Annotated in this window: 22 protein-coding genes and 1 other annotated feature; of the genes, 11 read left to right on the plus strand and 11 right to left on the minus strand. The window is 36.7% G+C overall.

Annotation, left to right across the window (positions count from 1 at the left end):
• From ACQVV1_RS21515 to ACQVV1_RS21535, 5 genes are all read left to right on the plus strand, one after another.
• The coding region (locus ACQVV1_RS21515) for a spore germination protein (protein ID WP_431169480.1) at window positions 1-1,644 on the plus strand (1,644 nt) is incomplete at its 5' end.
• Window positions 1,645-1,661: 17 nt separating this feature from the next.
• Complete coding sequence (locus tag ACQVV1_RS21520) at window positions 1,662-2,762, plus strand: spore germination protein (RefSeq protein ID WP_242252418.1); 1,101 nt, start codon at window positions 1,662-1,664, stop codon at window positions 2,760-2,762.
• Window positions 2,732-3,817 (plus strand): Ger(x)C family spore germination protein, encoded by a 1,086-nt coding sequence (locus tag ACQVV1_RS21525; RefSeq protein ID WP_431169481.1) that lies wholly within the window; start codon window positions 2,732-2,734, stop codon window positions 3,815-3,817. The genes ACQVV1_RS21520 and ACQVV1_RS21525 overlap by 31 nt, the downstream gene beginning before the upstream one ends.
• A 90-nt stretch (window positions 3,818-3,907) precedes the next feature.
• Window positions 3,908-4,093 (plus strand): hypothetical protein, encoded by a 186-nt coding sequence (locus ACQVV1_RS21530; RefSeq protein WP_048562050.1) that lies wholly within the window; start codon window positions 3,908-3,910, stop codon window positions 4,091-4,093.
• A gap of 199 nt (window positions 4,094-4,292) precedes the next feature.
• Window positions 4,293-4,715, plus strand: a complete 423-nt coding sequence (locus tag ACQVV1_RS21535; RefSeq protein WP_000180547.1) for a pyrophosphohydrolase domain-containing protein — start codon at window positions 4,293-4,295, stop codon at window positions 4,713-4,715.
• A gap of 43 nt (window positions 4,716-4,758) precedes the next feature.
• On the opposite strand, the gene ACQVV1_RS21540 is transcribed toward ACQVV1_RS21535, so the two are convergent.
• The gene (locus ACQVV1_RS21540; protein WP_431169483.1) at window positions 4,759-5,712 is read right to left on the minus strand and encodes a hypothetical protein; all 954 of its coding nucleotides are present in this window, start codon (window positions 5,710-5,712) and stop codon (window positions 4,759-4,761) included.
• Between the two features lie 150 nt (window positions 5,713-5,862).
• On the opposite strand from ACQVV1_RS21540, the gene ACQVV1_RS21545 reads away from it, so the two are divergent.
• A complete protein-coding gene (locus ACQVV1_RS21545) occupies window positions 5,863-6,291 on the plus strand; it encodes a GNAT family N-acetyltransferase (RefSeq protein WP_431169484.1) in 429 nt (142 codons plus the stop codon).
• 27 nt (window positions 6,292-6,318) lie between these two features.
• On the opposite strand, the gene leuS is transcribed toward ACQVV1_RS21545, so the two are convergent.
• From leuS to ACQVV1_RS21595, 10 genes are all read right to left on the minus strand, one after another.
• On the minus strand, window positions 6,319-8,727 hold the full coding sequence (leuS, locus tag ACQVV1_RS21550; protein ID WP_309259439.1) for a leucine--tRNA ligase: 2,409 nt from the start codon (window positions 8,725-8,727) through the stop codon (window positions 6,319-6,321).
• Window positions 8,728-8,792: 65 nt separating this feature from the next.
• Window positions 8,793-9,015 (minus strand) — a binding site (T-box leader).
• A gap of 188 nt (window positions 9,016-9,203) precedes the next feature.
• Window positions 9,204-10,397, minus strand: coding sequence for an MDR family MFS transporter (locus tag ACQVV1_RS21555; RefSeq protein ID WP_431169485.1), 1,194 nt, complete (start codon window positions 10,395-10,397; stop codon window positions 9,204-9,206).
• A 340-nt stretch (window positions 10,398-10,737) separates the two neighbouring features.
• Window positions 10,738-11,961: a cation:proton antiporter gene (locus ACQVV1_RS21560; RefSeq protein ID WP_242252407.1), complete on the minus strand. Its 1,224-nt coding sequence runs from the start codon at window positions 11,959-11,961 to the stop codon at window positions 10,738-10,740.
• Between the two features lie 3 nt (window positions 11,962-11,964).
• Window positions 11,965-12,462: a cation:proton antiporter regulatory subunit gene (locus ACQVV1_RS21565; protein WP_242252405.1), complete on the minus strand. Its 498-nt coding sequence runs from the start codon at window positions 12,460-12,462 to the stop codon at window positions 11,965-11,967.
• 34 nt (window positions 12,463-12,496) lie between these two features.
• Window positions 12,497-13,063, minus strand: coding sequence for a tyrosine-type recombinase/integrase (locus ACQVV1_RS21570; protein WP_063223605.1), 567 nt, complete (start codon window positions 13,061-13,063; stop codon window positions 12,497-12,499).
• A 344-nt stretch (window positions 13,064-13,407) separates the two neighbouring features.
• Window positions 13,408-15,267 (minus strand): FtsX-like permease family protein, encoded by a 1,860-nt coding sequence (locus ACQVV1_RS21575; protein ID WP_098555209.1) that lies wholly within the window; start codon window positions 15,265-15,267, stop codon window positions 13,408-13,410.
• Window positions 15,268-15,284: 17 nt separating this feature from the next.
• Window positions 15,285-16,046 (minus strand): ABC transporter ATP-binding protein, encoded by a 762-nt coding sequence (locus ACQVV1_RS21580; protein WP_071771094.1) that lies wholly within the window; start codon window positions 16,044-16,046, stop codon window positions 15,285-15,287.
• Between the two features lie 256 nt (window positions 16,047-16,302).
• Complete coding sequence (locus ACQVV1_RS21585; RefSeq protein WP_242252402.1) at window positions 16,303-17,325, minus strand: DUF418 domain-containing protein; 1,023 nt, start codon at window positions 17,323-17,325, stop codon at window positions 16,303-16,305.
• 198 nt (window positions 17,326-17,523) lie between these two features.
• Window positions 17,524-17,673: a hypothetical protein gene (locus tag ACQVV1_RS21590; RefSeq protein ID WP_001129340.1), complete on the minus strand. Its 150-nt coding sequence runs from the start codon at window positions 17,671-17,673 to the stop codon at window positions 17,524-17,526.
• Window positions 17,674-17,688: 15 nt separating this feature from the next.
• Window positions 17,689-17,952: a YtzC family protein gene (locus tag ACQVV1_RS21595; protein WP_000840865.1), complete on the minus strand. Its 264-nt coding sequence runs from the start codon at window positions 17,950-17,952 to the stop codon at window positions 17,689-17,691.
• A gap of 111 nt (window positions 17,953-18,063) precedes the next feature.
• Between ACQVV1_RS21595 and mnmL the strand changes: the two genes are divergently transcribed.
• From mnmL to ACQVV1_RS21620, 5 genes are all read left to right on the plus strand, one after another.
• Window positions 18,064-19,023 (plus strand): tRNA modification radical SAM protein MnmL/YtqA, encoded by a 960-nt coding sequence (gene mnmL / locus ACQVV1_RS21600; protein WP_000868033.1) that lies wholly within the window; start codon window positions 18,064-18,066, stop codon window positions 19,021-19,023.
• The gene (gene mnmM, locus ACQVV1_RS21605; RefSeq protein ID WP_242252400.1) at window positions 19,020-19,592 is read left to right on the plus strand and encodes a tRNA 5-(aminomethyl)-2-thiouridylate-methyltransferase MnmM; all 573 of its coding nucleotides are present in this window, start codon (window positions 19,020-19,022) and stop codon (window positions 19,590-19,592) included. The genes mnmL and mnmM overlap by 4 nt, the downstream gene beginning before the upstream one ends.
• 196 nt (window positions 19,593-19,788) lie before the next feature.
• Entirely contained in the window at window positions 19,789-20,622 is an 834-nt protein-coding gene (locus tag ACQVV1_RS21610; RefSeq protein ID WP_431169486.1) for an ABC transporter ATP-binding protein, read from the plus strand.
• 18 nt (window positions 20,623-20,640) lie between these two features.
• Window positions 20,641-21,321, plus strand: coding sequence for an ABC transporter permease (locus tag ACQVV1_RS21615; protein WP_242252394.1), 681 nt, complete (start codon window positions 20,641-20,643; stop codon window positions 21,319-21,321).
• 24 nt (window positions 21,322-21,345) lie between these two features.
• A complete protein-coding gene (locus ACQVV1_RS21620; protein ID WP_431169487.1) occupies window positions 21,346-22,020 on the plus strand; it encodes an aspartate/glutamate racemase family protein in 675 nt (224 codons plus the stop codon).
• Window positions 22,021-22,063 lie beyond the last annotated feature (43 nt).

Consider the following 22,063-nt stretch of genomic DNA (forward strand, 5'->3'; position numbering starts at 1 on the left):
GACGAATCTTCTCAAGGGCAACAGCAACATTCTAAGCAAGACGAACCGGCTCAAGATCAACAGCAACACTCTAAACATGAAAACTTGGCTCACGATAAACAACAACACTCTAAACAAAATAACTCGGATCAAGGGCAACAGCAAAACTCTAAAGGTAATAGTATTTATGATTTTACAAAACCAGAAAAAGACCGTATTCATTCTCTACAAAATTTAATAGAGAAGCTGAAAAAATCTAGTGATTTTGTTAATTACCATACATCTGACGATGAAACGATGCCTTATTGGATTTCTTACTATCGTCCTTCGCTTGATGGTGAAAAATTGCAAAAGTACTTAATGCCTACTCTTTTGGAACGACCTAAGGCTTCACTAGAAGAGCTGAAAGAACATATTCCGATGAGCGGCATTACAATTACGAACGATTTACAAAAAATTGAGGACATGGTTTTAAAGGGGCATGCGATTGTTCAAGTAAATCAACAAGATCAAAAATGTATGCTCGCAAATATTGCAATTGATAATTATCGTGCACCAACTCCACCTTTAAATGAATCGACTGTTATTGGTCCTCAAGAAGGTTTTGTAGAGGATATTGATACAAATATTAATTTAGTTCGAAAACGTCTTCCTGTTTTAGATTTACAAACAAAAGAAATGATTATCGGTGAGTTTTCCAAAACAAAAGTTGTCATGATGTATTTAGACAATCTTGCTGAAAAAGATAATGTAGATTTTCTCGAGGAATCATTACGCGCTCTTGAATACGATCAAATTAATGATAGTGCTTATATACAAGAATTGATGGGAGAAAAATCGATTTTCCCTCTCTATATCAATACAGAACGTACTGATAGAGTTACAAAAGCACTAATCGATGGGAAAATCGCTATTTTTGTTGATGGTTCTCCAAGTGTTTTACTAACACCTGTATCATATTTCGATTTTTTCATTTCACCAGAAGACTACAACGTCTCTTGGCTATACGCTACATTTTCAAGGATTTTACGCCTTATCGCCGTTCTATTCTCGATATGCGCTACACCGTTATACGTTGCAGTTTTAAATTATCATTATGAACTTATTCCGAGTGATTTACTTGAAACTTTGATTTTATCAAGGGCACAAGTACCATTCCCGCCTTTAATTGAAGCACTCTTTTTAGAACTCGCAATCGATTTATTAAGAGAAGCTGGCGCGAGGTTACCGATGAAAGTTGGTCAAACGCTCGGTATTGTAGGCGGTATCGTAATCGGACAAGCATCTGTACAAGCTGGTTTAACGAGTAACATTTTATTAATTATCGTTGCCTTATCAGCACTTGCTTCCTTTATTACACCTATTTATAAAATGGGTAATGCGGTTCGATTACTACGTTTTCCATTTCTTATCTTCGCGGAAATAGGAGGTCTCTTCGGGATTTCTCTTGGATTTATCTTTTTATTTACTCATCTATTTAGACTTACTTCTTTACGCAAGCCGTACGCTTTGTTCTATCCAACAAGACAACAATCTGTTAAAGATTCTTGGATTCGTTTTCCTTTAACAATGATTGATACAAGGGATGTACAAGCAAGGCCACAACATGTAAAAAAAGCAGCGAAAGGAATTTCAACAAAACATAGATCGGACTTTGATGATTAAGAAATGAGGTGCATTCGATGAGTAAAGTTCAAGAAAAATATCAAATATCTCCTGTCTTTGTTTTCTTCTTAATTCACGGTGCACAGTTCGGTGCTGGCGTTCTTGGATTCGCTCGAATTATTGCAAAAGCTGCTGGATACGACGGCTGGATGGGAGTTTTAATCACAGGATTCTGTATCCATATTCTTATATGGATGATGTATTTTTTATTAAAAGAAACAAATGGGAATTTAATTGATTTACATCGGCAAACATTTGGAAAATGGCTAGGAAATGGCATTAGTATTATCTTTATGGCTTATTTTTTAATCGTCAGTATTTCCGTCATTCGAACATACGTTGAAATTATTCAAGTTTGGATGTTTCCTACCGCTTCAACTTGGATGTTAACACTATTTTTATGCTTAGTTAGCTACTACATTATTTCTTCTGGTTTTCGTGTCATTACTGGTATTTGTGTTATCTCTGTTGGTGGTACAATTGGGTATTTATTTCTTAGCCTATTTGTTTTGAAATACTCACATTGGGATAATATACTCCCTATATTCACACATTCTTTTTCAGACATTTTAAAATCCGCTCAACTGTCAATCTACAGTATGACCGGTTTTGAGGTTTATCTCATGGTTTATCCGTTTGTAAAAAAACCTATGCAGTCTCATAAATACGCTCAATACGGGGCACTATTTTCAAACCTTCTATATTTATTTAGTACCCTTTTAGCATTTACATTTTTTAGTGAGAAGCAATTATTAAAAACAATATGGGCACAGCTTTCCATGACTCAAGTCATTCAATTACCATTTATAGAAAGGCTCGAATATATCGCAATTTCCGCTTATGTACTCGTTATTATTACAAGTTTTATCCTTCCTTTATGGGCGGCAATGAGAGGAACTCATGAAATATTTCGTGTAAAACAAAGGGGTGTTCTAATCGCCTTTATCCTTATGACCCTCATTGTTTCACAACTTTTAACAAACAGACATGATATTAATAATTTTATTAGTAATGCATCAAAAGTTAGTTTTTGGCTCATTTATGTATACATCCCAATCCTATTTATCATTGTGTGGGTGAAAAGAAAATGGAAAAAATCAAAAGCACAAGCAAATTAATACTTATTTCTTGTATAACATTCTTCAGTCTAACTGGATGTTTACAAAAAAATATTATCGACGATGTACAGCTGATTCAAGGAACCGTTTTTGATGCAGCAAAAGATAATAAAGTAAAAGTAACATTCGTTTGTCCGGTTCAGAAAAAAGGAAATAAAGTTCAAGTTTTTGAAGGAACTGCAAATGCGGTAAAACAAGTAAAAGCAAACACATCTTTAGAGTCTTCTCAACCATTTGCTAGCGGGCAAATGCGTGTTGCTCTATATACGATAAAACTTGCCAAAAAAGGAATGTCTACTTCATTCGATACATTACTTCGAGATGTGAACATAGGGAACGCTTTATATGCTGCTTTATTAGAGGGGAATGGTACTGAACTTTTAAAAGGCAAATATTCGACTTCATACAACGTTGCAATTTATATAAAAAAATTGCTAGAACATAATATGGAGACCGGTCCTTTACCAAGAGATAATCTGCATGTAGGAGCATTCCGTTATTATCAAGAGGGGCAAGACTACTATATTCCAATTTTAAAGAAACATGGTGATAAAATAAAAATCACCGGAATTGGTCTTTTTAAAAAAGATAAATATATCGGTAAAATTGCGCAAGAAGATATGTTCATATTTAAAGGACTATTAGAGAAACATAAATTAGATTCACATGAATTTAAAACGGATTCAGCGTACGTAATGATTAATAATATTCGTTCTGTTCCAACTTACGATATAAAAATTAAAAACGGGAAGCCTTCTTTTTTCATTCACGTTCATCTTGATGCACGTATTCAAGAACTATCAAAACAAATTAACTTAGAAAATAACAAGAACACAAAACACATTCAAAAGGATGTCCAAAAACAATTAGATATACAAGCAGCTAAATTAATTAAGCAGTTTAAATCTCTAGGCGTTGATCCCCTGGGACTAGGAGCAAAATATAAACACCATTATCGCCCATTCAAATTAGAAGAATGGAGACGAATGTATAAAGATGTTCCAATTCATATAAAATACACCGTAAATATTACAAATTCTGGTGTGATTGAATGAGAAATGATTGAACTCCTCTCTCCAGCATGATACAACGGAAAGAGGAGTTTTTATTTTAGATAGAGAGAGAAGATATTTATGGGGGAGCTTATGTCTAAAAAATTAGTAAAGCCTATTTTAAATGGTATTTTATTTCTCGGCGTCTTTTTATTTGCTCATACATACTTAAAAAATGTTTCCTTCACACGTTATTTACTTGTCGTTATACCAATGTTGCTCGTTGGTATGTTTGGCATCGACCTTATTTTATCCATTTTTATAAAAGAAGAAAAATAACGAGCAGGGCCGTCCCAAAAGTATTCCGGGATGGCTTTCTTTTATTAACAGGTTATGTCATGTTTTGTCGTTAAGTTGATATAGTCTTTTACTATCGCTATCTTAACTAAAAGATAAAACTTTTAGACAGTCCCTTTTCATTTCATAATCACCCTATGTTACAATGAGATTCGGACAAAGCGAGAAAGGATGAAACAACATGACAAACGAAAAAGGTTTAGATAAAGGATACGAACTTGTTGCAAAAATGCATGAAGAGTTCGGACATCCTGTGACAAATACTCCAACAAAACTAACAGAAGAGCGTGCAAAAATTCGTGCTAGCTTTATGCAAGAAGAGCTAGAAGAATTTCTAGAAGCAACGACTGTTGAAGATCAATATGATGCGCTAATTGACCTTATTTACTTTGCATTCGGCACGTTTGCCGAAATGGGCGTACGTCCTGATAAAGGGTTTGAAATTGTAAATAACGCAAACATGGCAAAACTATTCCCTGATGGAAAACCTCGATTCCGCGAAGGCGACGGCAAAATTCTAAAACCAGAAGGCTGGCAAGCACCAGAGCCACAACTTCGTGCTGAAATCGAACGTCAACGCCAAGAGGCTGAAAAAAACTGCTAGGATTTCCTAGCAGTTTTTTATTATGTCTTTTTTCTGCCATTCATTAATGACCCACGTGTCCAGCGTGCCCTGCTGCTCCACCAATGCTAGCTGCTCCTGCTGCTGCCCCTGCTCCTCCTGCTCCAATTCCACCTGTCCAAGGAGAAGATTGTTGTTGATATTGTTGGTGCTGTTGGTGCTGTTGGTGCTGTTGGTGCTGTTGGTGCTGTTGACCATGGTGGCCTTGATGACCTTGATGGCCTTGGTGACCTTGGTGACCTTGGTGGCCTTGGTGACCTTGGTGGCCTTGGTGACCTTGGTGGCCTTGGTGACCTTGATGGCCTTGATGACCTTGATGACCATGGTGACCTTGATGAGTTTGATGAGTTTGATAAAGAACAGCCTGTGGATGTATATGATGATGACCGTGGTGATGTACTTGTTGTTGATGATGTCCATGATGATCATGGTGACCTTGATGGTGGTGATGTCCATGATGACCATGGTGACCATGGTGACCTTGATGGTGGTAATGTCCATGATGATCGTGGTGACCTTGATGGTGGTGATGTCCATGATGTCCATGATGACCGTGGTGGCCTTGATGGTGGTGATGTCCATGATGTCCATGAACAACTTGCGGAAACCCACCTATCCCTCCTGCTACAACACCTACTCCTGGTACCGGAAATCCTGTTTGTACTCCTCCAACGAAAGATGGGAATGTAGTTGGTGCTCCTACTGGAATCCCTGTCTGTACGCCAGCTACTGATGTTGGAAAGCCTCCTGTTACTGTAGGCATTCCAGCCCCTGATGTCGAAAAACCTCCCATTGATGTAGGCATTCCAGTTTGCATGCCAGCTACCGATGTTGGGAATCCTCCTGCTGCTCCGCCCATCCAGCTCGGAATTCCGCCATATCCTTGTTGACCTGCCCCTCCCATTAACATCATTTGTTCATAACTATCCGATCCACCTCCGAAAAATCCGTGTGGTGCATTATTGTCCATCCCTTTCATTCCTTTCACCTCTTCTACTCAATTTAGCCTACCTTTTTTATCATATTTCCTATAGAAAAATAGGTGTTTGTCTGTATTGGAATTCCGCTCCTTTTTCTTCATTCATGGTAAAATTAATTAACTGAATATTTTTTCTAGGGGGTGTTTCTATTGAAGAACGTAACAAAAGCTTCTATCAATGATTTAGATTCAATCGTACATATAGATATTGATGTAATCGGAAATGATAGCAGACGAAATTATATTAAGCACACTATTGATGAGGGACGATGCGTCATCGTAAAAGAAGATAATTTTATTTCCGGTTTTCTAACATACGATACAAGTTTCTTTGATTGTACTTTCCTCTCATTAATCATTGTTTCGCCAGTAAAAAGAAGGCGAGGCTATGCAAGCTCGTTACTCTCATATATGTTAAGTCATTCTCCTACTCAAAAAATATTTTCTTCAACGAACGAATCAAATGAAAGTATGCAAAAAGTTTTTAGTGCGAACGGTTTTATACGTAGTGGCATAATTGAAAATTTAGATGAAGGTGATCCAGAGATTATTTTCTACACAAAAAAGCTCAGAGTATAAATACTCTGAGCCTTTATTTAGAATGAATTAGTTTGCAACAACGTTAACAAGTTTGCCAGGAACAACAATTACTTTACGAACTGTTTTCCCTTCAATTTGGTCTTGAATTGCTTCAAGTGCAAGTTTTTCCATTTCGTCTTTTGATGCATCTTTACTCATTGTTAGTTTTGCGCGAACTTTGCCCATAATTTGAACAACGATTTCAACTTCATCTTCTACAAGTTTAGACTCATCAAATGTTGGCCAGCTTGCATATGTGATTGTTTCATTGTAACCAAGCTTGCTCCATAGCTCTTCCCCGATGTGAGGTGCAACTGGTGCAATCATTTTTACGAAACCTTCTACATATTCTTTCGGAAGTGTTTCAGCTTTGTATGCATCGTTGATGAATACCATCATTTGAGAAATCGCTGTGTTGAAGCGAAGCTCTGCATAGTCTTCTGTTACTTTCTTCACTGTTTGGTGGTAAGCTTTTTCAAGCTCTTTATTTGGTGCATCAGTAATTTTCTCGCTTAATTCACCGTTATCTTGAACAAATAATCGCCATACGCGGTCTAGGAAACGACGAGCTCCGTCAAGACCATTTTCAGACCAAGCGATTGAAGCATCTAATGGTCCCATGAACATTTCGTATAGACGAAGTGTATCTGCACCGTGGCTTGCTACGATATCATCTGGGTTTACAACGTTACCTTTTGATTTACTCATTTTCTCGTTGTTTTCACCTAGAATCATACCTTGGTTGAATAATTGTTGGAATGGCTCTTTCGTCGGAACTACACCGATATCGTATAATACTTTATGCCAGAAACGAGCATATAGTAAGTGAAGTACAGCATGCTCTGCACCGCCAATATAAATATCAACTGGAAGCCATTGTTTTACTTTTTCAGGATCTACAAGTGCTTCGCTATTGTTTGGATCGATGTAACGTAGGTAATACCAGCAGCTACCAGCCCATTGTGGCATTGTGTTCGTTTCACGACGACCTTTTTTACCAGTCTCAGGATCTACAACATTTACCCACTCGTCAATGTTAGCAAGTGGTGATTCACCAGTACCTGAAGGACGGATGTTTTCTGTTTTCGGAAGAACTAATGGTAATTCTTCTTCTTTCACAGCTGTCATTGTGCCATCTTCCCAGTGGATTACTGGAATTGGCTCACCCCAGTAACGTTGACGGCTGAATAACCAGTCACGTAGACGGTATGTTACTTTTTGATTTCCTGCGCTCGTTACTTCAAGCCATTCAATCATTTTTGCGATTGCTTCTTCTTTATTTAATCCATCAAGGAATGCTGAGTTTACGTGAGCACCATCACCTGTGTATGCTTCTTTCGTAATGTCTCCGCCTTTTACAACTTCCTTCATTGGAAGGTTGAACGTTGATGCGAATTCATAGTCACGCTCATCGTGAGCTGGAACCGCCATTACAGCACCTGTTCCGTAAGTTGCAAGAACGTAATCAGCGATCCAGATTGGCAATTTCTCACCATTTACTGGGTTAATTGCGTAAGCACCAGTGAATACACCAGTTTTTTCTTTCGCAAGTTCTGTACGCTCTAAATCACTCTTCATTTTTACAGAATTAATGTAAGCTTCTACAGCTTCTTTTTGCTCAGCAGTTGTAATGTCAGCAACAAGTGCATGTTCTGGAGCAAGTACACAGTAGCTTGCGCCAAATAGTGTATCAGGACGCGTTGTGAAAACTGTGAATTTCTCATCTGTACCATCGATGTTGAAGTGTACTTCTGCACCTTCAGAACGACCGATCCAGTTACGTTGCATATCTTTTAAGCTTTCTGGCCAATCAAGCTCATCTAGATCTTCTAATAGACGATCTCCGTAAGCTGTAATTTTTAACATCCACTGTCTCATCGGACGACGCTCAACTGGATGCCCACCGCGCTCACTCTTACCATCAATGATTTCTTCGTTTGCAAGTACTGTACCAAGTGCTGGACACCAGTTTACAGGTACTTCATCAACGTAAGCTAAGCCTTTTTCAAATAGTTTTAGGAAGATCCATTGTGTCCACTTGTAGTAGTTTGGATCTGTTGTATTTACTTCACGGTCCCAATCGTAAGAGAAACCTAATGATTTAATTTGGTTACGGAACGTATTAATATTATGCTCTGTAAATTCTGCTGGGCTGTTTCCAGTATCAAGTGCATATTGCTCTGCTGGAAGACCGAATGCATCCCATCCCATTGGATGAAGAACATTATATCCTTGCATACGCTTCATACGAGATAAAATATCTGTCGCTGTATAACCTTCTGGATGTCCTACGTGTAGACCTGCACCTGATGGATATGGGAACATATCTAGTGCATAAAATTTTGGTTTTTCTGTTTCATCTGGCGTACGGAATGTTTTATTCTCTTCCCAGTACCCTTGCCACTTCTTCTCAACTTCTTGATGATTAAAGCTCATGAGATACCCTCCTTGAAATTTCATTTATTTTCACCGCCCAAAATACAAAAAACCTCTCATCCCTAGAAAGGGACGAGAGGTTATAGATTCCCGCGGTACCACCCTAAATTAATGTACAAAAAATATACATTCGCTTAGATCCGTAACGTGGATTAACGGCAATTGCTACTACTAGTTTCACAACCGCAACTCAAAGGCGAGTTCATAACGAAACGTGGATTGACTTGCACCGACCGTCAACTCTCTAAACCAGCTTCTATTACTACTACTCCTTCTCACTGTTATTACAAATATGAGTGAATGTGAACTACCCTCAACTTCGTATCTCATAAGAGCTTACTTAAAGCGGGGCTTCTCGGTTAATCGTTACTCTTAATAACGAACGAATTCGTCTTAAGACAGCCGAGCTATCTCCCTTGTCCCAAAGGTTGTTTTATTTAAATATATTCTAAAACATGTTAACATGTTCCGTCAAACTAAACTGCAATTTTTTCTTCAACTGTTTCTTCTACTTTTACTCGTTTATCATAAATGCTCGTTGCTATAAGCGCTACTACAAGCATTACCATGATTGCTATAAACAATACTTCCATATTGTATAAATCAACAATCGCTCCGCCAACGACTGGTCCGAACATTTTCCCTACAGTCGCCGCACTATTTACAATGCCTTGATAAAAACCTAACTTATCTTTTGGTGCAAGTATATTTGCAATTGTCGGCACTGCTGGCCAAACAAATAACTCACCAATTGTTAAAGTTACCATCGCAACGAGGAACATCGTAAATTGCTGCGCTTGGCTTAGCACAATGAATGACGCCGCAAAAATGAAAATCCCAATCATAATTTGTTGTTTTAAGGAACGCTTCATCCAGCGAATTAACATACTAACTAGCGGCTGCGCACAAACAATCATCGCTCCGTTTATCGTCCACAATAAACTGTAGTGACGAAGGCTAATGTTTAATTCTTGCATATGTGTTGCAATTGCCCCTTGCCACTGTACGTATGTAACCCAGCATAAAGCATATGCTACACATACGATAAGAAGTGCTTTGAATCCTGGCGTAAGTGACCAGCCTTTTTCCGTTTCGCCTTCTTTTTGCGCTCCTGGCTCTTTCTTGTCTTCCATACCACGGAATCCAATAAAAGCAATTAAGAAGAAAACAAAGTATAAAATAAAGTTCGCTAAGAAAATATAATCAAAACGATACGATGCGACTAATCCACCACACGCTGTTCCGATCGCAATACCAACGTTTTGTCCAACATACATCGTATTAAATGCTCGTCTTCCGCCCTCTGGCCAAACCGTACCAACCATCGCATACATCGATGGGAAGACCATTCCAGAACCAAAACCGATTAACGCTAGCCATACAACGTATAAAGGCCAACCGTGGAAGAACACAAGACCTAAAATCGATACAAGTGTAATCACAATCCCTACTAAAGTTGATTTATAACCGCCCCATTTATCAAATAAAACACCGCCGAGCAAGTTTCCGATTACACCAGTAAGCGAGTTGATCATTAATACCATTCCGGCCACAGATAAAGATTTCCCTAGGTGATCATGCAAATAAATTGTATTAAAAGGCCATAAAAAAGAAGCACCCGTGACATTAATAATCATCCCAGCTACTAATAGCCATACTTTCCTTGGCATAGTCTCCCCTCCTATTCTATTTTTTTCGTTCATCTATAACAGTAAAATTGTAGTCGTTTTTAAATAGGAAGGCAACTGATTAATAGTTGATGAAATTCAGATAATGGTTTGTTAGTAAATGAAATGATATTGATTGCCGTTTGAAAATATATCAGCGATTTTGGAAATATATCGACTGCAACTCAACATATATCAGCGATTATCAAATTATATCGGCGCAACTCAACATATATCAGCGATTATTAAAATATATCGACTTACCGGCAAAAAAAACGCCAACAGTAACAATATATAAAAAAGAAGAGACTGCATGAAGTTCATGCAGTCTCTCTTATTTATATTATCCAACTTCTTTTTCTCGCTTTGCACGTTCTTTAGCACTCCATTTAAATATTTTATCTAGTAAGGAGTATATCCTACCAGATTCTTTCGTTAACAAAGGTCCTAACGATGCCAATATTAAAACATATAAAGCCGAGAACGGTTTGATTGTTGCCAGTAAGCCGCCTGCAATTCCAATATTCGCAACAATAATGGAGAATTCTCCGCGTGATACGAGTGTTAAACCGATATTCGTAGAAGCCTTATGGGATAACCCGGCTTTACGTCCCGCAATCATTCCAGCAGTAAAATTACCGATTAGAGTAATGAAAACTGCTCCTAATGCCAACCACACTGCTCCTCCAAGCGAAAATGGATCTATACTTAAACCGAAGCTGAAAAAGAATATGGCTCCAAAGAAATCACGGAATGGGACGACGAGCTTCTCAATTCGATCACTATGCTCCGTTTCAGAAAAGACGAGTCCTAATAATAACGCGCCAATCGCCTCAGCAACGTGAATCGTTTCTGAAAATCCTGCTACGAAGAATAAAATAGCAAATATTACGATAATGAAAATTTCGTTAGACGAAATATCTAATACTTTATTTAAAAACGGCGTAGCTTTTCTAGCGATCACAAAGAATAGTAGCATATACCCTACTGCGAGTAGCACCGATGTAAGAGCACCTACAAATGATGTTGCCCCACCAAGTACTAAACCTGAAACGACTGATAAATATACAGCTAAAAAAATATCATCAAACATAATGATTCCTAATATTAATTCAGTCTCTTTATTACCAGATCTTCTTAAATCAACAATGACTTTTGCAACAATTGCACTTGATGAAATCGTAATGATTCCAGCAATAATTAACGTTTCTAGTAAGGGGAAGCCCATCACATATCCATAAAGCAAACCTAATATGAAATTAAGTGATATATGGACAGTCCCCCCGAAAGCAATTGATTTTCCTGATTTAATTAATTTTTTTATTGAGAATTCTAAGCCTAAATAGAATAGGAGGAATATGACGCCAACACGTCCGAGGAAGGAAATAACTTCTCCGCTTTCAATAAATCTTAAATCGATAAGTCCTAAATCTGGGGCATGAGGCCCCACTAACATACCGAGTATAATAAGAAACGGAATAATCGAGAACTTTAACTTCGCAGCGAGGATAGCTGCAAAAGCGACTAATACTAACGCAGTTCCAACTTCAAAGATTAAAGTATCCATCGATTATGAATCACCTCCTGCTGAAAGCAATTCATTAATAATTCTTTTCACTTCATGTCTTTCACCCGATAACACGAGCATATCGCCAGCTTCAATAATAGAGTCTGGACCTGGATTAAAGAATTTCTTCATATTCTTTTTTAAAATAGCAATAATCGTTACATTATACGTTTTTCGTACATGTAAGCTACCAATTGTTTTTTGTACGACTGGTGCGTTATTTTCCACCTTAAACCATTCAATTGATAATCCTTCAAAAGCCATCTCAATTGTGTCTAATGCTTGTGGTCTATATACCATTCCGCCTAATATAGCCGCAATTTGTCTCGCTTCAGAATCACGAAGAGAAATGCTTGAAATACTCTCATCATGATCCGCATCAAAATGATACATTTCTCTTCGGCCATCATCATGAATAACGATAACCAGCTTTTCATTACCTTTTGTAATTACTTCAAATTTACATCCAATGCCCGGTAATTCACTCTCTCGAATATTCATATTTTCCGCCTCCTAAAGTTTTTAGTTACGGCTTTTACAAATCTACATCAATCTCTGTTTTAAATTCTTCATCTTTTGAGATTCCCAAATATTTTAATGTCTCTGAAGGTGTCGCATGATGAAAATGTTTTTGCAATAGCGCAATCGCTATCCCTCTTTTGTACGCATGAAATCCAAATGTTTTTCTCATTGAGTTCGTTCCGATTTTACCAACAACCCCAACTGCTTCAGCAGCATTATGAATTACACGATACGCTTGTTGACGCGTAATTGAATTTGCCGTTTTATTAGATTGAAATACGTAGTTTTCTCTTTTCACATTAATAGATTGTACGTACTCTAAAAGTGCTTCTTTTACTTTTGTATTTAAATAAATATCTTGTTTAAACTTTTCATCCTTCACAGGAAGAGAATAAAACTCTTTAACAGTTCCATCTTCATTTAATACCTCTTCAAATTTCATGCTAAGTAGCTCAGTAATTTTTAATCCTGTGTTAATTCCAATAACAAATAAAAGATAATCTCGCTGCGAGTGCTCTTTTAAATACTTTTTCATAGCCTCAATTTGGCTTATATCTTTTAATGCCTCTACAACTTCCATACATGTATTCTCCTCATCTTATGAACGGTAATTTTCTCATCATGTTGTCCATTTTACCTTATCATGCTAGGGGATTTCCATGTATTATCCATTATTTTTTAATATACTTTTAGGTCCGAAAATTTTTCGTTTGGAAATTTATAATTGTGCAAATACAGTGGGGTAGGAAAAATAGGGGGATACAAGTTCAGCCTCTTTCTACAGATCGGATTCCTCCTTTCATTATCCAGCTGCTTCTACTTTAATATTATGTTACTTATTTATATTATATTATATATTTCAGTAACATTAAAGTATTTTTTCTGAAAATAATAAAAACCGAGCAGTTTCGCTCGGTTTTTTTATTAATCTTCCTTAGGTAGTACAATTCCTTTATACAATTGAACTGTAATGAAGTAATAAATCGTGTAAATAACTACGAAAATTACAATTGGTACCCAAATACGGAAGTACGGATCGATTAAAATAAATCCGAAAATATTCATACCAACTAATACGTGTGCAATACCTACAATTGCTGGGAATAAGAATACTAAGAATAATTCTTTATAAATGGATTTCGTTAATAATTCACGGCGCACACCGATTTTACGAAGCATTTGATAACGCGTAATATCTTTTGATGCACCAGAAAGAATTTTAAACATTAAACAACTTGCCATCATTGCTAAGAATGCAATTCCAAGGAAGAATCCCATAAACACTGTTCCGCTCGCAACGCCGTAGAACATGTCGTAAGCTTGATATTTACTATTTAATCTTTCAGCTGCTACATTTTTATATTTATCTAGTTGCAACTCGTCAAGTTTTTTCCATTCTTTTATGTGTGCTTCAAAATCATCTGTTTTTCCAGTAAATACGATTCCTTCTTTACCGTTTACAGTATCGTACATTTTTTGATCTACAATTTTAATTGCATGATCTTCATGTACGTAGAATGGCTGGATTGTTCTGAAAGCCTCGTCCCATTCTTCTGGAAGTTCTTTAGCGTTCGCATCTTTTTCATTCATTTCTCGAGAAACTGCACCTACTGGCAGGTCCGCTGAAACTTTCTTTGTATTCATTAAATCCTTCATCGACTTCATATTTGACATATCTTTTACTAAAGGACGATTTTTCTCTAAATCTTCTTTTACATAGTAAACGTATTTATTATCAACTTTGTAACGATATTCATTTTTCTCTTTAAATGTAATACCATTTAAAACTTTCTTTTCTTCAGCTGTTGGATTATGAACAACTGAATCGTAAATTACTAAACCATCAACCATTTTTATAACGTTATTTTTAAACGCCATACCACCTGAAATTGCACCAGCTCCAAGAGCAACTAACATCGCTACTGTTGCAAGTACTTTCGTTAAACTATTAATACGGAAATTTAATTGTGCAAATGTAAAAGCGTTAAGCCCTTTTTCACTACGCTTTTTATTACCTTTTAACTTTTTAATAATAACCGGAAGAAGTGATCCAAATAGCATGTAAGTACCAGCTGTCGTTGTAATTAATGCAATAAGGATTCCCATTTCCCTTAGTTTTTCCATGTAAATCATTGATGCATAGCCAATACCTAATAAAATAACTGCAAGGAATGCAACTACACCTGTCATTTTTCCTTTTACTGCAACACGTTCTGTTTGTGCGTCTGCATGTACAAGTTGCAGTACAGAAATACGTGATAATTTAATACTGTTCATAATTGCTGATAATACAAATAGTGCAAAGAAGAAGATGCACGTAACAGTCATTGATGGTAAATAAAATGCTTTATAGCCTTTACCAGCAAATTCTAATTGTTTCATTAATAACTGTCCAATACCTTCTGCAAGTCCTACACCAACTATAATACCAATTGCAAGAGACGCAGCGCCTAATACGATTGTTTCGATAAACATAAGTAATGTAACTTTATGCTTTTTTGCTCCTAACATCATATACATACCAAACTCTTTTTGACGAAGAGATAGTAAGAAAGAGTTCGCATACAAAATATAGAAGAACGTTATAATAGCGAGTAAAAATGAACCTGCTTGGAATACAAATCCAATTTGACCAATAGTAGAATTTTCCTTAAGGAAGGCTTCGTTTAACGCTAACGTTTGAAACATATAAAAAATTGAAATGGACATGACAAGACCAACAAGTAAGACGATATAATCTTTCAGCTTACTTTTTAGTCCTGACATGGAAAGTTTAAATAACATGCCCTAGACCTCCTTTCTTACGCTTTTTGTGTGCCTAAGTCTGCAAGCACATCTAAAATTTCTTTATAAAACTCTTCACGTGTACCACCACGATGAATTTCTTTATATAGCTCACCATCTTGAATGAATAAAATACGCTGACAGTAACTTGCACTATACGGATCATGTGTAACCATCATAATAGATACGCCTTGATCTTTATTTAAGTTTGTCATCGCATCAAGTAAACTCGCTGCATTTTTAGAATCAAGCGCTCCTGTTGGCTCGTCCCCTAAAATAATTGCTGGCTCATGTACTAAAGCGCGCGCTGCTGCTGAACGCTGTTTCTGTCCACCAGACACTTCAGATGGGTACTTTTGAAGAATAGCTGAAATTCCTAACATATCTGCTACTTTTTCTACTTTCGGTCCAATGTTACGTGATGAAACACCTTGAAGTGAAAGTGGCAATGCAATGTTTTCGTAAATAGATAAGTTCTCTAATAAGTTAAAATCTTGGAAGATGAATCCTAATTTTTGCGAGCGGAAATCAGAAAGCTCACCTTGCTTCATTTTCGTAATATCCGTTCCTGCAATTTCAACAACTCCGCCCGTTGCTTTATCAAGCGTTGAAATTACATTTAGTAATGTTGTTTTACCAGAACCAGATGGTCCCATAATCCCAACAAACTCACCCTCTTGAATTGAGAATGATACACCTTTTAATGCGTGTGATTGATTCTCACCTTTTTTACCGTACACTTTTTGAACGTTTTTCACGTCTACAACTGGTTTCGTCATATATATCCTCCTACACTTGTTTTTCCATTACCTATTCTGCGCTTTTTGGAGCTGAACTGCTATTTGTTAACATTACAATTACCTTACACTTTTGTAAGATAAAAAAGGTGTGCTTGTAAGCTTAGCCTTTTCCTTTAAATACAAATTCGTTCACTTTTTGAAATGGTACGTCGGTAAATGAAATTACATCGACTTACCGACAAAAGCTAAAAATAAAAATAGGCTGTTCCACAAAAGGAACAGCCTACTTCACTCTTTATTTCTTTAAAGGCGTTACCGTCCAGTACGTAATAACACGCCAAATCCATTCTAGTGGACCCATCTTAAAGATTTTCATCCAAATTACACTAAACACAATTTGAATTGCATAAATTGCAATACAAACATATAAAGTCTGCATATACGTTAAGTTTTCTGCGAAGTTAAATACACTGCCTGCAATTAAAATCATTGCAGTTTGTCCGATATAATTCGTTAAAGCCATACGACCGTAGTATTTGAGTGGTGCTAACAATGTTTGAACTGGTTTTAATTGAAGTAATAAAATTAATGCCCCCACATAGAAAGCTGAAATGACTGGTCCAACTGTGACACCAATTTTTAAAAATTGGCCTGCAGCATCCATTGTTCCGTCCTCATTCATAAGTATCATATTTACAAATGGCTCAGCAGGCACGTGCCCGTATTGATACCATACAGCTACGACACTTAAGACAAACATAATACCTGTAAAAATAGCGACTTTCTTTATGTTTTGCGTGAGATTTTCAAATACACGATATTGCCCTGCAGCAAGACCTAATAAAATTAAGCCGAGTGGTAATAGTTCTTTAATCCCCATTACACTAAAAGCAATTGTTAAAATAAGGCCAATAACTAAGTTCACTTGTTTTTTCGCTTTATAAAATGGTAAAACGATTAACCCGCAAATTGCATATAACGTTAATGCCTCTCCAGGCTGAAACATGTAATGAATCAAACCGAAAATAAATAGTGCAACTACCCGGCGTAGAAATAGAACATATCCATTCTTTCCTTTGGCAATTGCTCTCGTTATAAAGATATAGAATCCTACTCCAAATAAGAATGAGAAGATTGAGAAGAAACGACCTTCTACAAATAAGTATAGAAACCTTTGATAACTTGCATCCACTGTATTAGGATCTGGAATTTTAATATTAAGTAGTGCAAGAATATTTACTAAAATAATCCCCAGTAGTGCGAAACCACGAATGTAATCTAACTCATCAATTCGTTTGTTTGTAATATTGTTCCCCATAAAGCAACTCCTTGTCCAAAATTTAATCCTCCCTTACTCTACTGGAGAAGTAGGCTTATAACTATCGGTAAACCTTACAGTAATCTTACATTATTGTCATATAGTAAAATAAAACTTTAATTGATATGTTAACTGTTCATCTCGCACTACTCATCCATTTGCAGTGCAAAATAAAACCAGGTCATAATGCGACCTGGTTTACTCTGATTGCTTCGATTTTTGAGGTTGTCCTTTTTTACTGTTACGCTGTTTTACTTGAACAATCGGATCAAGTTCATTTGAAAACTCAGCGTTATGTCCATTTTGCGTTTTTTGCTCTGGGTTATTTTGATCTGAACGTTTCGCCATTACATTCACTCCTTATTAGTGCGGTGTAATAATCATTTGATGTTGCAGTTGGCGAATTGCCATACGTGCTCTATTTAATTGCTCACGTTGCTCATCATTCGCATGTTGTTGCATCGTTTGTAAATCGTTATACGCTTGTTCTAATTGTAACTGCGCATCTGAATACTCCATCGTATTGTAATGCTCTTGTCTCATACCAAGATCTAATTGTTCTTTCGCATATTCCACCGCTTGTTCCGCTTGTGTAATATAAGATTCAAGTGATTGACGCTCTGCCATAATTGTCCCTCCTTGCTTCAATTCCCCTTTAGTGTGTCCCTTCCATATGAACCTTATGAGTATGTTATAATGGATTTTGTTTCATTTTGACTCGGCTTAGGAGGGAAAGTAATGAAGGTTCAAAACCCTTTTCCATATACGAACGACAATAAACGTTATCATACATGGAATTACCATTTACGAAATGAATTTGGAGAAAAAATCTTTAAAGTTTCATTAGATGCTGGCTTTGATTGCCCAAACCGTGACGGTACAGTTGCTTATGGCGGTTGTACATTTTGCAGTGCTGCTGGATCTGGTGACTTCGCTGGCGATCGCCGCGATGATGTTATCACGCAATATCATGAAATGAAAGAAAAAATGCGCTCAAAGTGGAAAGACGGAAAATGTATCGCTTATTTCCAGGCGTACACAAATACACATGCACCACTTGAAGTGTTAAAAGAAAAATTCGAACCGCTTCTAGCAGAAAAAGACGTTGTCGGTCTTTCTATTGCGACTCGTCCAGATTGTTTACCAGACGATGTCGTTGAATATTTAGCGGACTTAAATAAACGCACGTACCTTTGGGTTGAGCTCGGACTACAAACTGTTCATGAACGAACTGCAAATCTTATTAATCGTGCTCACGATTATCCTTCTTACGTTGAAGGCGTAAATAAATTACGTAAACATGGCATTAGAGTTTGCTCTCATATTATTAACGGTCTTCCTCTTGAAGATTACGACATGATGATGGAAACAGCTCGTGAAGTAGCGAAGCTTGACGTACAAGGAATTAAAATTCATTTACTTCATTTATTAAAAGGAACACCAATGGTGAAGCAATATGAAAAAGGACAATTAGAATTCCTTTCTCTTGAAGATTATGTAAGTCTCGTTGTTGACCAACTTGAAATTATTCCAGAAGACGTAATTGTGCACCGCATCACAGGTGACGGTCCACCTGATTTAATGATCGGCCCAATGTGGAGCTTAAATAAATGGGAAGTATTAAATTCCATCGATGCAGAATTTGTACGCCGCGGAAGCTGGCAAGGAAAATATGCAAATGAGGAGAAACAAAAATGAAATTAGAACGTGTATTACCGTTTGCTCGCACGCTGCTGCAAACGGCAGTAAAAGAAGGCGATTATGCTGTAGATGCAACTTTAGGAAACGGTCATGACACTTGCTTCCTAGCTGAAATCGTTGGAGATAACGGAAAAGTATTTGGATTTGATATTCAAAAAGAGGCAATTGAAAGCTCGACGACTCGTCTAAAAGAAAAAGACCTATTCGAACGTACTGTTTTAGTTCACGATAGTCACGATACACTTCTATCCGTATTACCAGAAGATGCAAAAGGAAAAGTGACAGGCGCGATCTTCAACTTAGGTTACCTTCCAGGCGGAGACAAGCATATCGTCACAAAACCGAACTCAACAATCTCGGCAATCGAGCAATTACTAGACGTAATGGCACCTGAAGGTATCATCGTCCTTGTCATTTACCACGGACATCCAGAAGGACAAGTAGAACGCGACGCTGTACTTAAATTTGCCGAAGAACTAGACCAAAAACAAGCACACGTACTGCGATACGGCTTCATTAACCAACAAAACAACCCGCCATTTATTGTAGCGATTGAGAAACGATAAAATATCGACAATTTTTCAATTATATCTATCGTAACTTAAAATATATCAACGATTTTTTCGATATATCGACGATTCGACACAACATATCGACTTATCGACAAAAGATAACAAAAAAGACGTGCACTCACTGCACGTCTTTTCGTTATTCTCCTATATAATGGATATATACAATATTTAAAGAAAGAAGGATAGAACTTTGCTAGTAGAACTAAGGGGAATTCAAAAGAAGTATGGCAAATCACTTATACTAGACAACATTGATTTATCCATTCCAGAAGGAGAAGCACTCGCTATTGTTGGCGGGAACGGGACTGGAAAAAGTACGCTACTCAAAATAATTGCAGGCTTTATTTCACCTACGGCAGGGACGATTCAAAGGAAAGAACATATACAAATCGGTTATGTACCTGAACATTTTCCTGAAGGGATTCGTTTTACATTAGAAGATTATTTATATCATCTCGGCTGCATTCACGGTTTATCAACAGCATATGTAAGAAATAAAATTCCGATGCTCCTTGAATCTTTTCATTTACTTCATGCAAGGCATTCCGTTGTACGAAACTTTTCAAAAGGTATGAAACAAAAAACAGGCATTATGCAAGCATTACTTACAGACGTCCATTTATTAATTTTAGATGAACCTCTTTCTGGGCTCCATCCTAACTCTCAGCAAGAATTAGAACATATTTTACTCTCATTCAAACAACAAGGTATATCTATACTCTTCACATGTCACGAAAAACAGCTACTAGAAAACTTCGCCGATAGAATTGTGACGTTAGCAAATCATACAATTGCAGAAAATATCTCTGTACAAAAAGGAGCAGAACAAGTCTATATTGAGGCAATCGTTCACGAAACATTTTCAGCGATAGAACTACAGAAACAATTAGGATTTATACACGTTGCACACAATTCAAATCAAAATCTTATTCAATTACAAATCGAAAAAGAATATACAAATGACATACTTCAGTTTTTATTACATAAAAAAGCATCTATCACACTGCTACAACCTAACTTTTAAATCGAAAGAAGGTTTATTATGTTCGCGCTTATTCGTTACCATTTTCTCGACTATACAAAATCATATAAGTACATCCCTCCTATTGCGATGTACTTTATAAGCTTGCTTTTTGTATATACATATAAACCGACTCCTATTGTACCGACATATTTAGAAACAGCACTCGCACTTTATTTATTATCTGCCTGGATTACGGTCACAATTTTTCATACCGAAGACCCTGTACAAGAGCAAATCACTATTTCACACACAAATAACATTTCCGCATTATACGTTGGTAAATATATTACAGCTCTTCTCATTTGTACTGTGTTATCTTTTATATCCGTAATCTATCCCATTATTTTGCAAATGTTTAATGAAAAAATGACAGTTTCTTTATTTCTAATCGGATTTCTCTCTCACATATCTTTCTCTATACTAGGGATTTCAATCGCAACATTATTTACAAGAAATATAATTCAAAAAGCAGGCACTGCTTGGCTTAGCCTTACATTTATATTGCTTATAACGATCGCATCTATCCAGTTTAAAAAAGAGTTACTATGGTTTTTACCACCTGTCGAAAGCTTTCTAATGCTTGGACAGTACAAATATAATATACTGACTCACACGCTATGGCTGACAGCTTGGGCTATCGTATATTCATTTTTATTATTTACTTTATTTCTTTTTATCGTTCGCAAAAAACGTTTTTAATTACATATTAAAGGAGACGAAACAATGATCGGAATACTAGCAGGAATGGGGCCAAAATCAACCGGACCGTTCGTCGATACAGTTGTAGCAGAATGCCAAACAATATACGGAGCAAAGCATGATATGGATTTTCCTCATATGATGATTTACTCGTGCCCAACACCGTTTTACATGGATCACCCTATTGATCACGAAGCAATGAAAAAAGCGATTATTGAAGGGGCGCAAAAGCTTGAAAGTACTGGTGTAGAATTTATCGCTATGCCGTGCAATACAGCGCATCTTTATTTTGAAGAATTACAGCGATCTCTTTCTATTCCTATTTTGAATATAGTTGATGAGACGTTAAAAGCAATTCCTGAAACTGCCAAAAGAGTCGCTCTTCTCGCAACGGAAGCAACTGTTCAAGCTGGAATTTACCAAGATGGGATTGTAAAACGTAATATAGAGTACATTCATCATGAAAAATGGCAAGAAATGATTAATCAAATTATTTCTTGTATTAAAGGCGGAGAAATTGAAAAAGCTCGCGAATTGTGGAATGAGCTCGTTTTACAGTTGGAAGTTGAAGTAGATACTGCAATTATCGCATGTACCGATTTGAATGTGATCGCGAGTGAGGATTTTGTTGATTCCTCTCAATGTCTTGCTGAGGCGGTTGTTAAGATGTATCTATCAAATACAAAGAGATCTTCATAAACATAGAAAACATCCCTTTTGAAATGTGTTTTTTGTTTGATAA

Origin of the sequence: Bacillus basilensis (assembly GCF_050630465.1) — a bacterium.
Taxonomy (GTDB): domain Bacteria; phylum Bacillota; class Bacilli; order Bacillales; family Bacillaceae_G; genus Bacillus_A; species Bacillus_A basilensis.

Bases quoted from the DNA above. Each gene is read 5' to 3' on its own strand.
- ACQVV1_RS21590 (WP_001129340.1), bottom strand. From the start codon at position 17,673: ATGGCGAAACGTTCAGATCAAAATAACCCAGAGCAAAAAACGCAAAAT.
- ACQVV1_RS21615 (WP_242252394.1), top strand. From the start codon at position 20,641: ATGTTCGCGCTTATTCGTTACCATTTTCTCGACTATACAAAATCATAT.
- ACQVV1_RS21620 (WP_431169487.1), top strand. From the start codon at position 21,346: ATGATCGGAATACTAGCAGGAATGGGGCCAAAATCAACCGGACCGTTC.
- ACQVV1_RS21555 (WP_431169485.1), bottom strand. From the start codon at position 10,397: ATGCCAAGGAAAGTATGGCTATTAGTAGCTGGGATGATTATTAATGTC.
- leuS (WP_309259439.1), bottom strand. From the start codon at position 8,727: ATGAGCTTTAATCATCAAGAAGTTGAGAAGAAGTGGCAAGGGTACTGG.
- ACQVV1_RS21560 (WP_242252407.1), bottom strand. From the start codon at position 11,961: ATGGATACTTTAATCTTTGAAGTTGGAACTGCGTTAGTATTAGTCGCT.
- ACQVV1_RS21570 (WP_063223605.1), bottom strand. From the start codon at position 13,063: ATGGAAGTTGTAGAGGCATTAAAAGATATAAGCCAAATTGAGGCTATG.
- ACQVV1_RS21535 (WP_000180547.1), top strand. From the start codon at position 4,293: ATGACAAACGAAAAAGGTTTAGATAAAGGATACGAACTTGTTGCAAAA.
- ACQVV1_RS21575 (WP_098555209.1), bottom strand. From the start codon at position 15,267: ATGTTATTTAAACTTTCCATGTCAGGACTAAAAAGTAAGCTGAAAGAT.
- ACQVV1_RS21540 (WP_431169483.1), bottom strand. From the start codon at position 5,712: ATGAAAGGGATGGACAATAATGCACCACACGGATTTTTCGGAGGTGGA.
- ACQVV1_RS21580 (WP_071771094.1), bottom strand. From the start codon at position 16,046: ATGACGAAACCAGTTGTAGACGTGAAAAACGTTCAAAAAGTGTACGGT.
- ACQVV1_RS21585 (WP_242252402.1), bottom strand. From the start codon at position 17,325: ATGGGGAACAATATTACAAACAAACGAATTGATGAGTTAGATTACATT.
- mnmM (WP_242252400.1), top strand. From the start codon at position 19,020: ATGAAATTAGAACGTGTATTACCGTTTGCTCGCACGCTGCTGCAAACG.
- ACQVV1_RS21525 (WP_431169481.1), top strand. From the start codon at position 2,732: ATGGAAAAAATCAAAAGCACAAGCAAATTAATACTTATTTCTTGTATA.
- ACQVV1_RS21530 (WP_048562050.1), top strand. From the start codon at position 3,908: ATGTCTAAAAAATTAGTAAAGCCTATTTTAAATGGTATTTTATTTCTC.
- ACQVV1_RS21595 (WP_000840865.1), bottom strand. From the start codon at position 17,952: ATGGCAGAGCGTCAATCACTTGAATCTTATATTACACAAGCGGAACAA.
- mnmL (WP_000868033.1), top strand. From the start codon at position 18,064: ATGAAGGTTCAAAACCCTTTTCCATATACGAACGACAATAAACGTTAT.
- ACQVV1_RS21520 (WP_242252418.1), top strand. From the start codon at position 1,662: ATGAGTAAAGTTCAAGAAAAATATCAAATATCTCCTGTCTTTGTTTTC.
- ACQVV1_RS21565 (WP_242252405.1), bottom strand. From the start codon at position 12,462: ATGAATATTCGAGAGAGTGAATTACCGGGCATTGGATGTAAATTTGAA.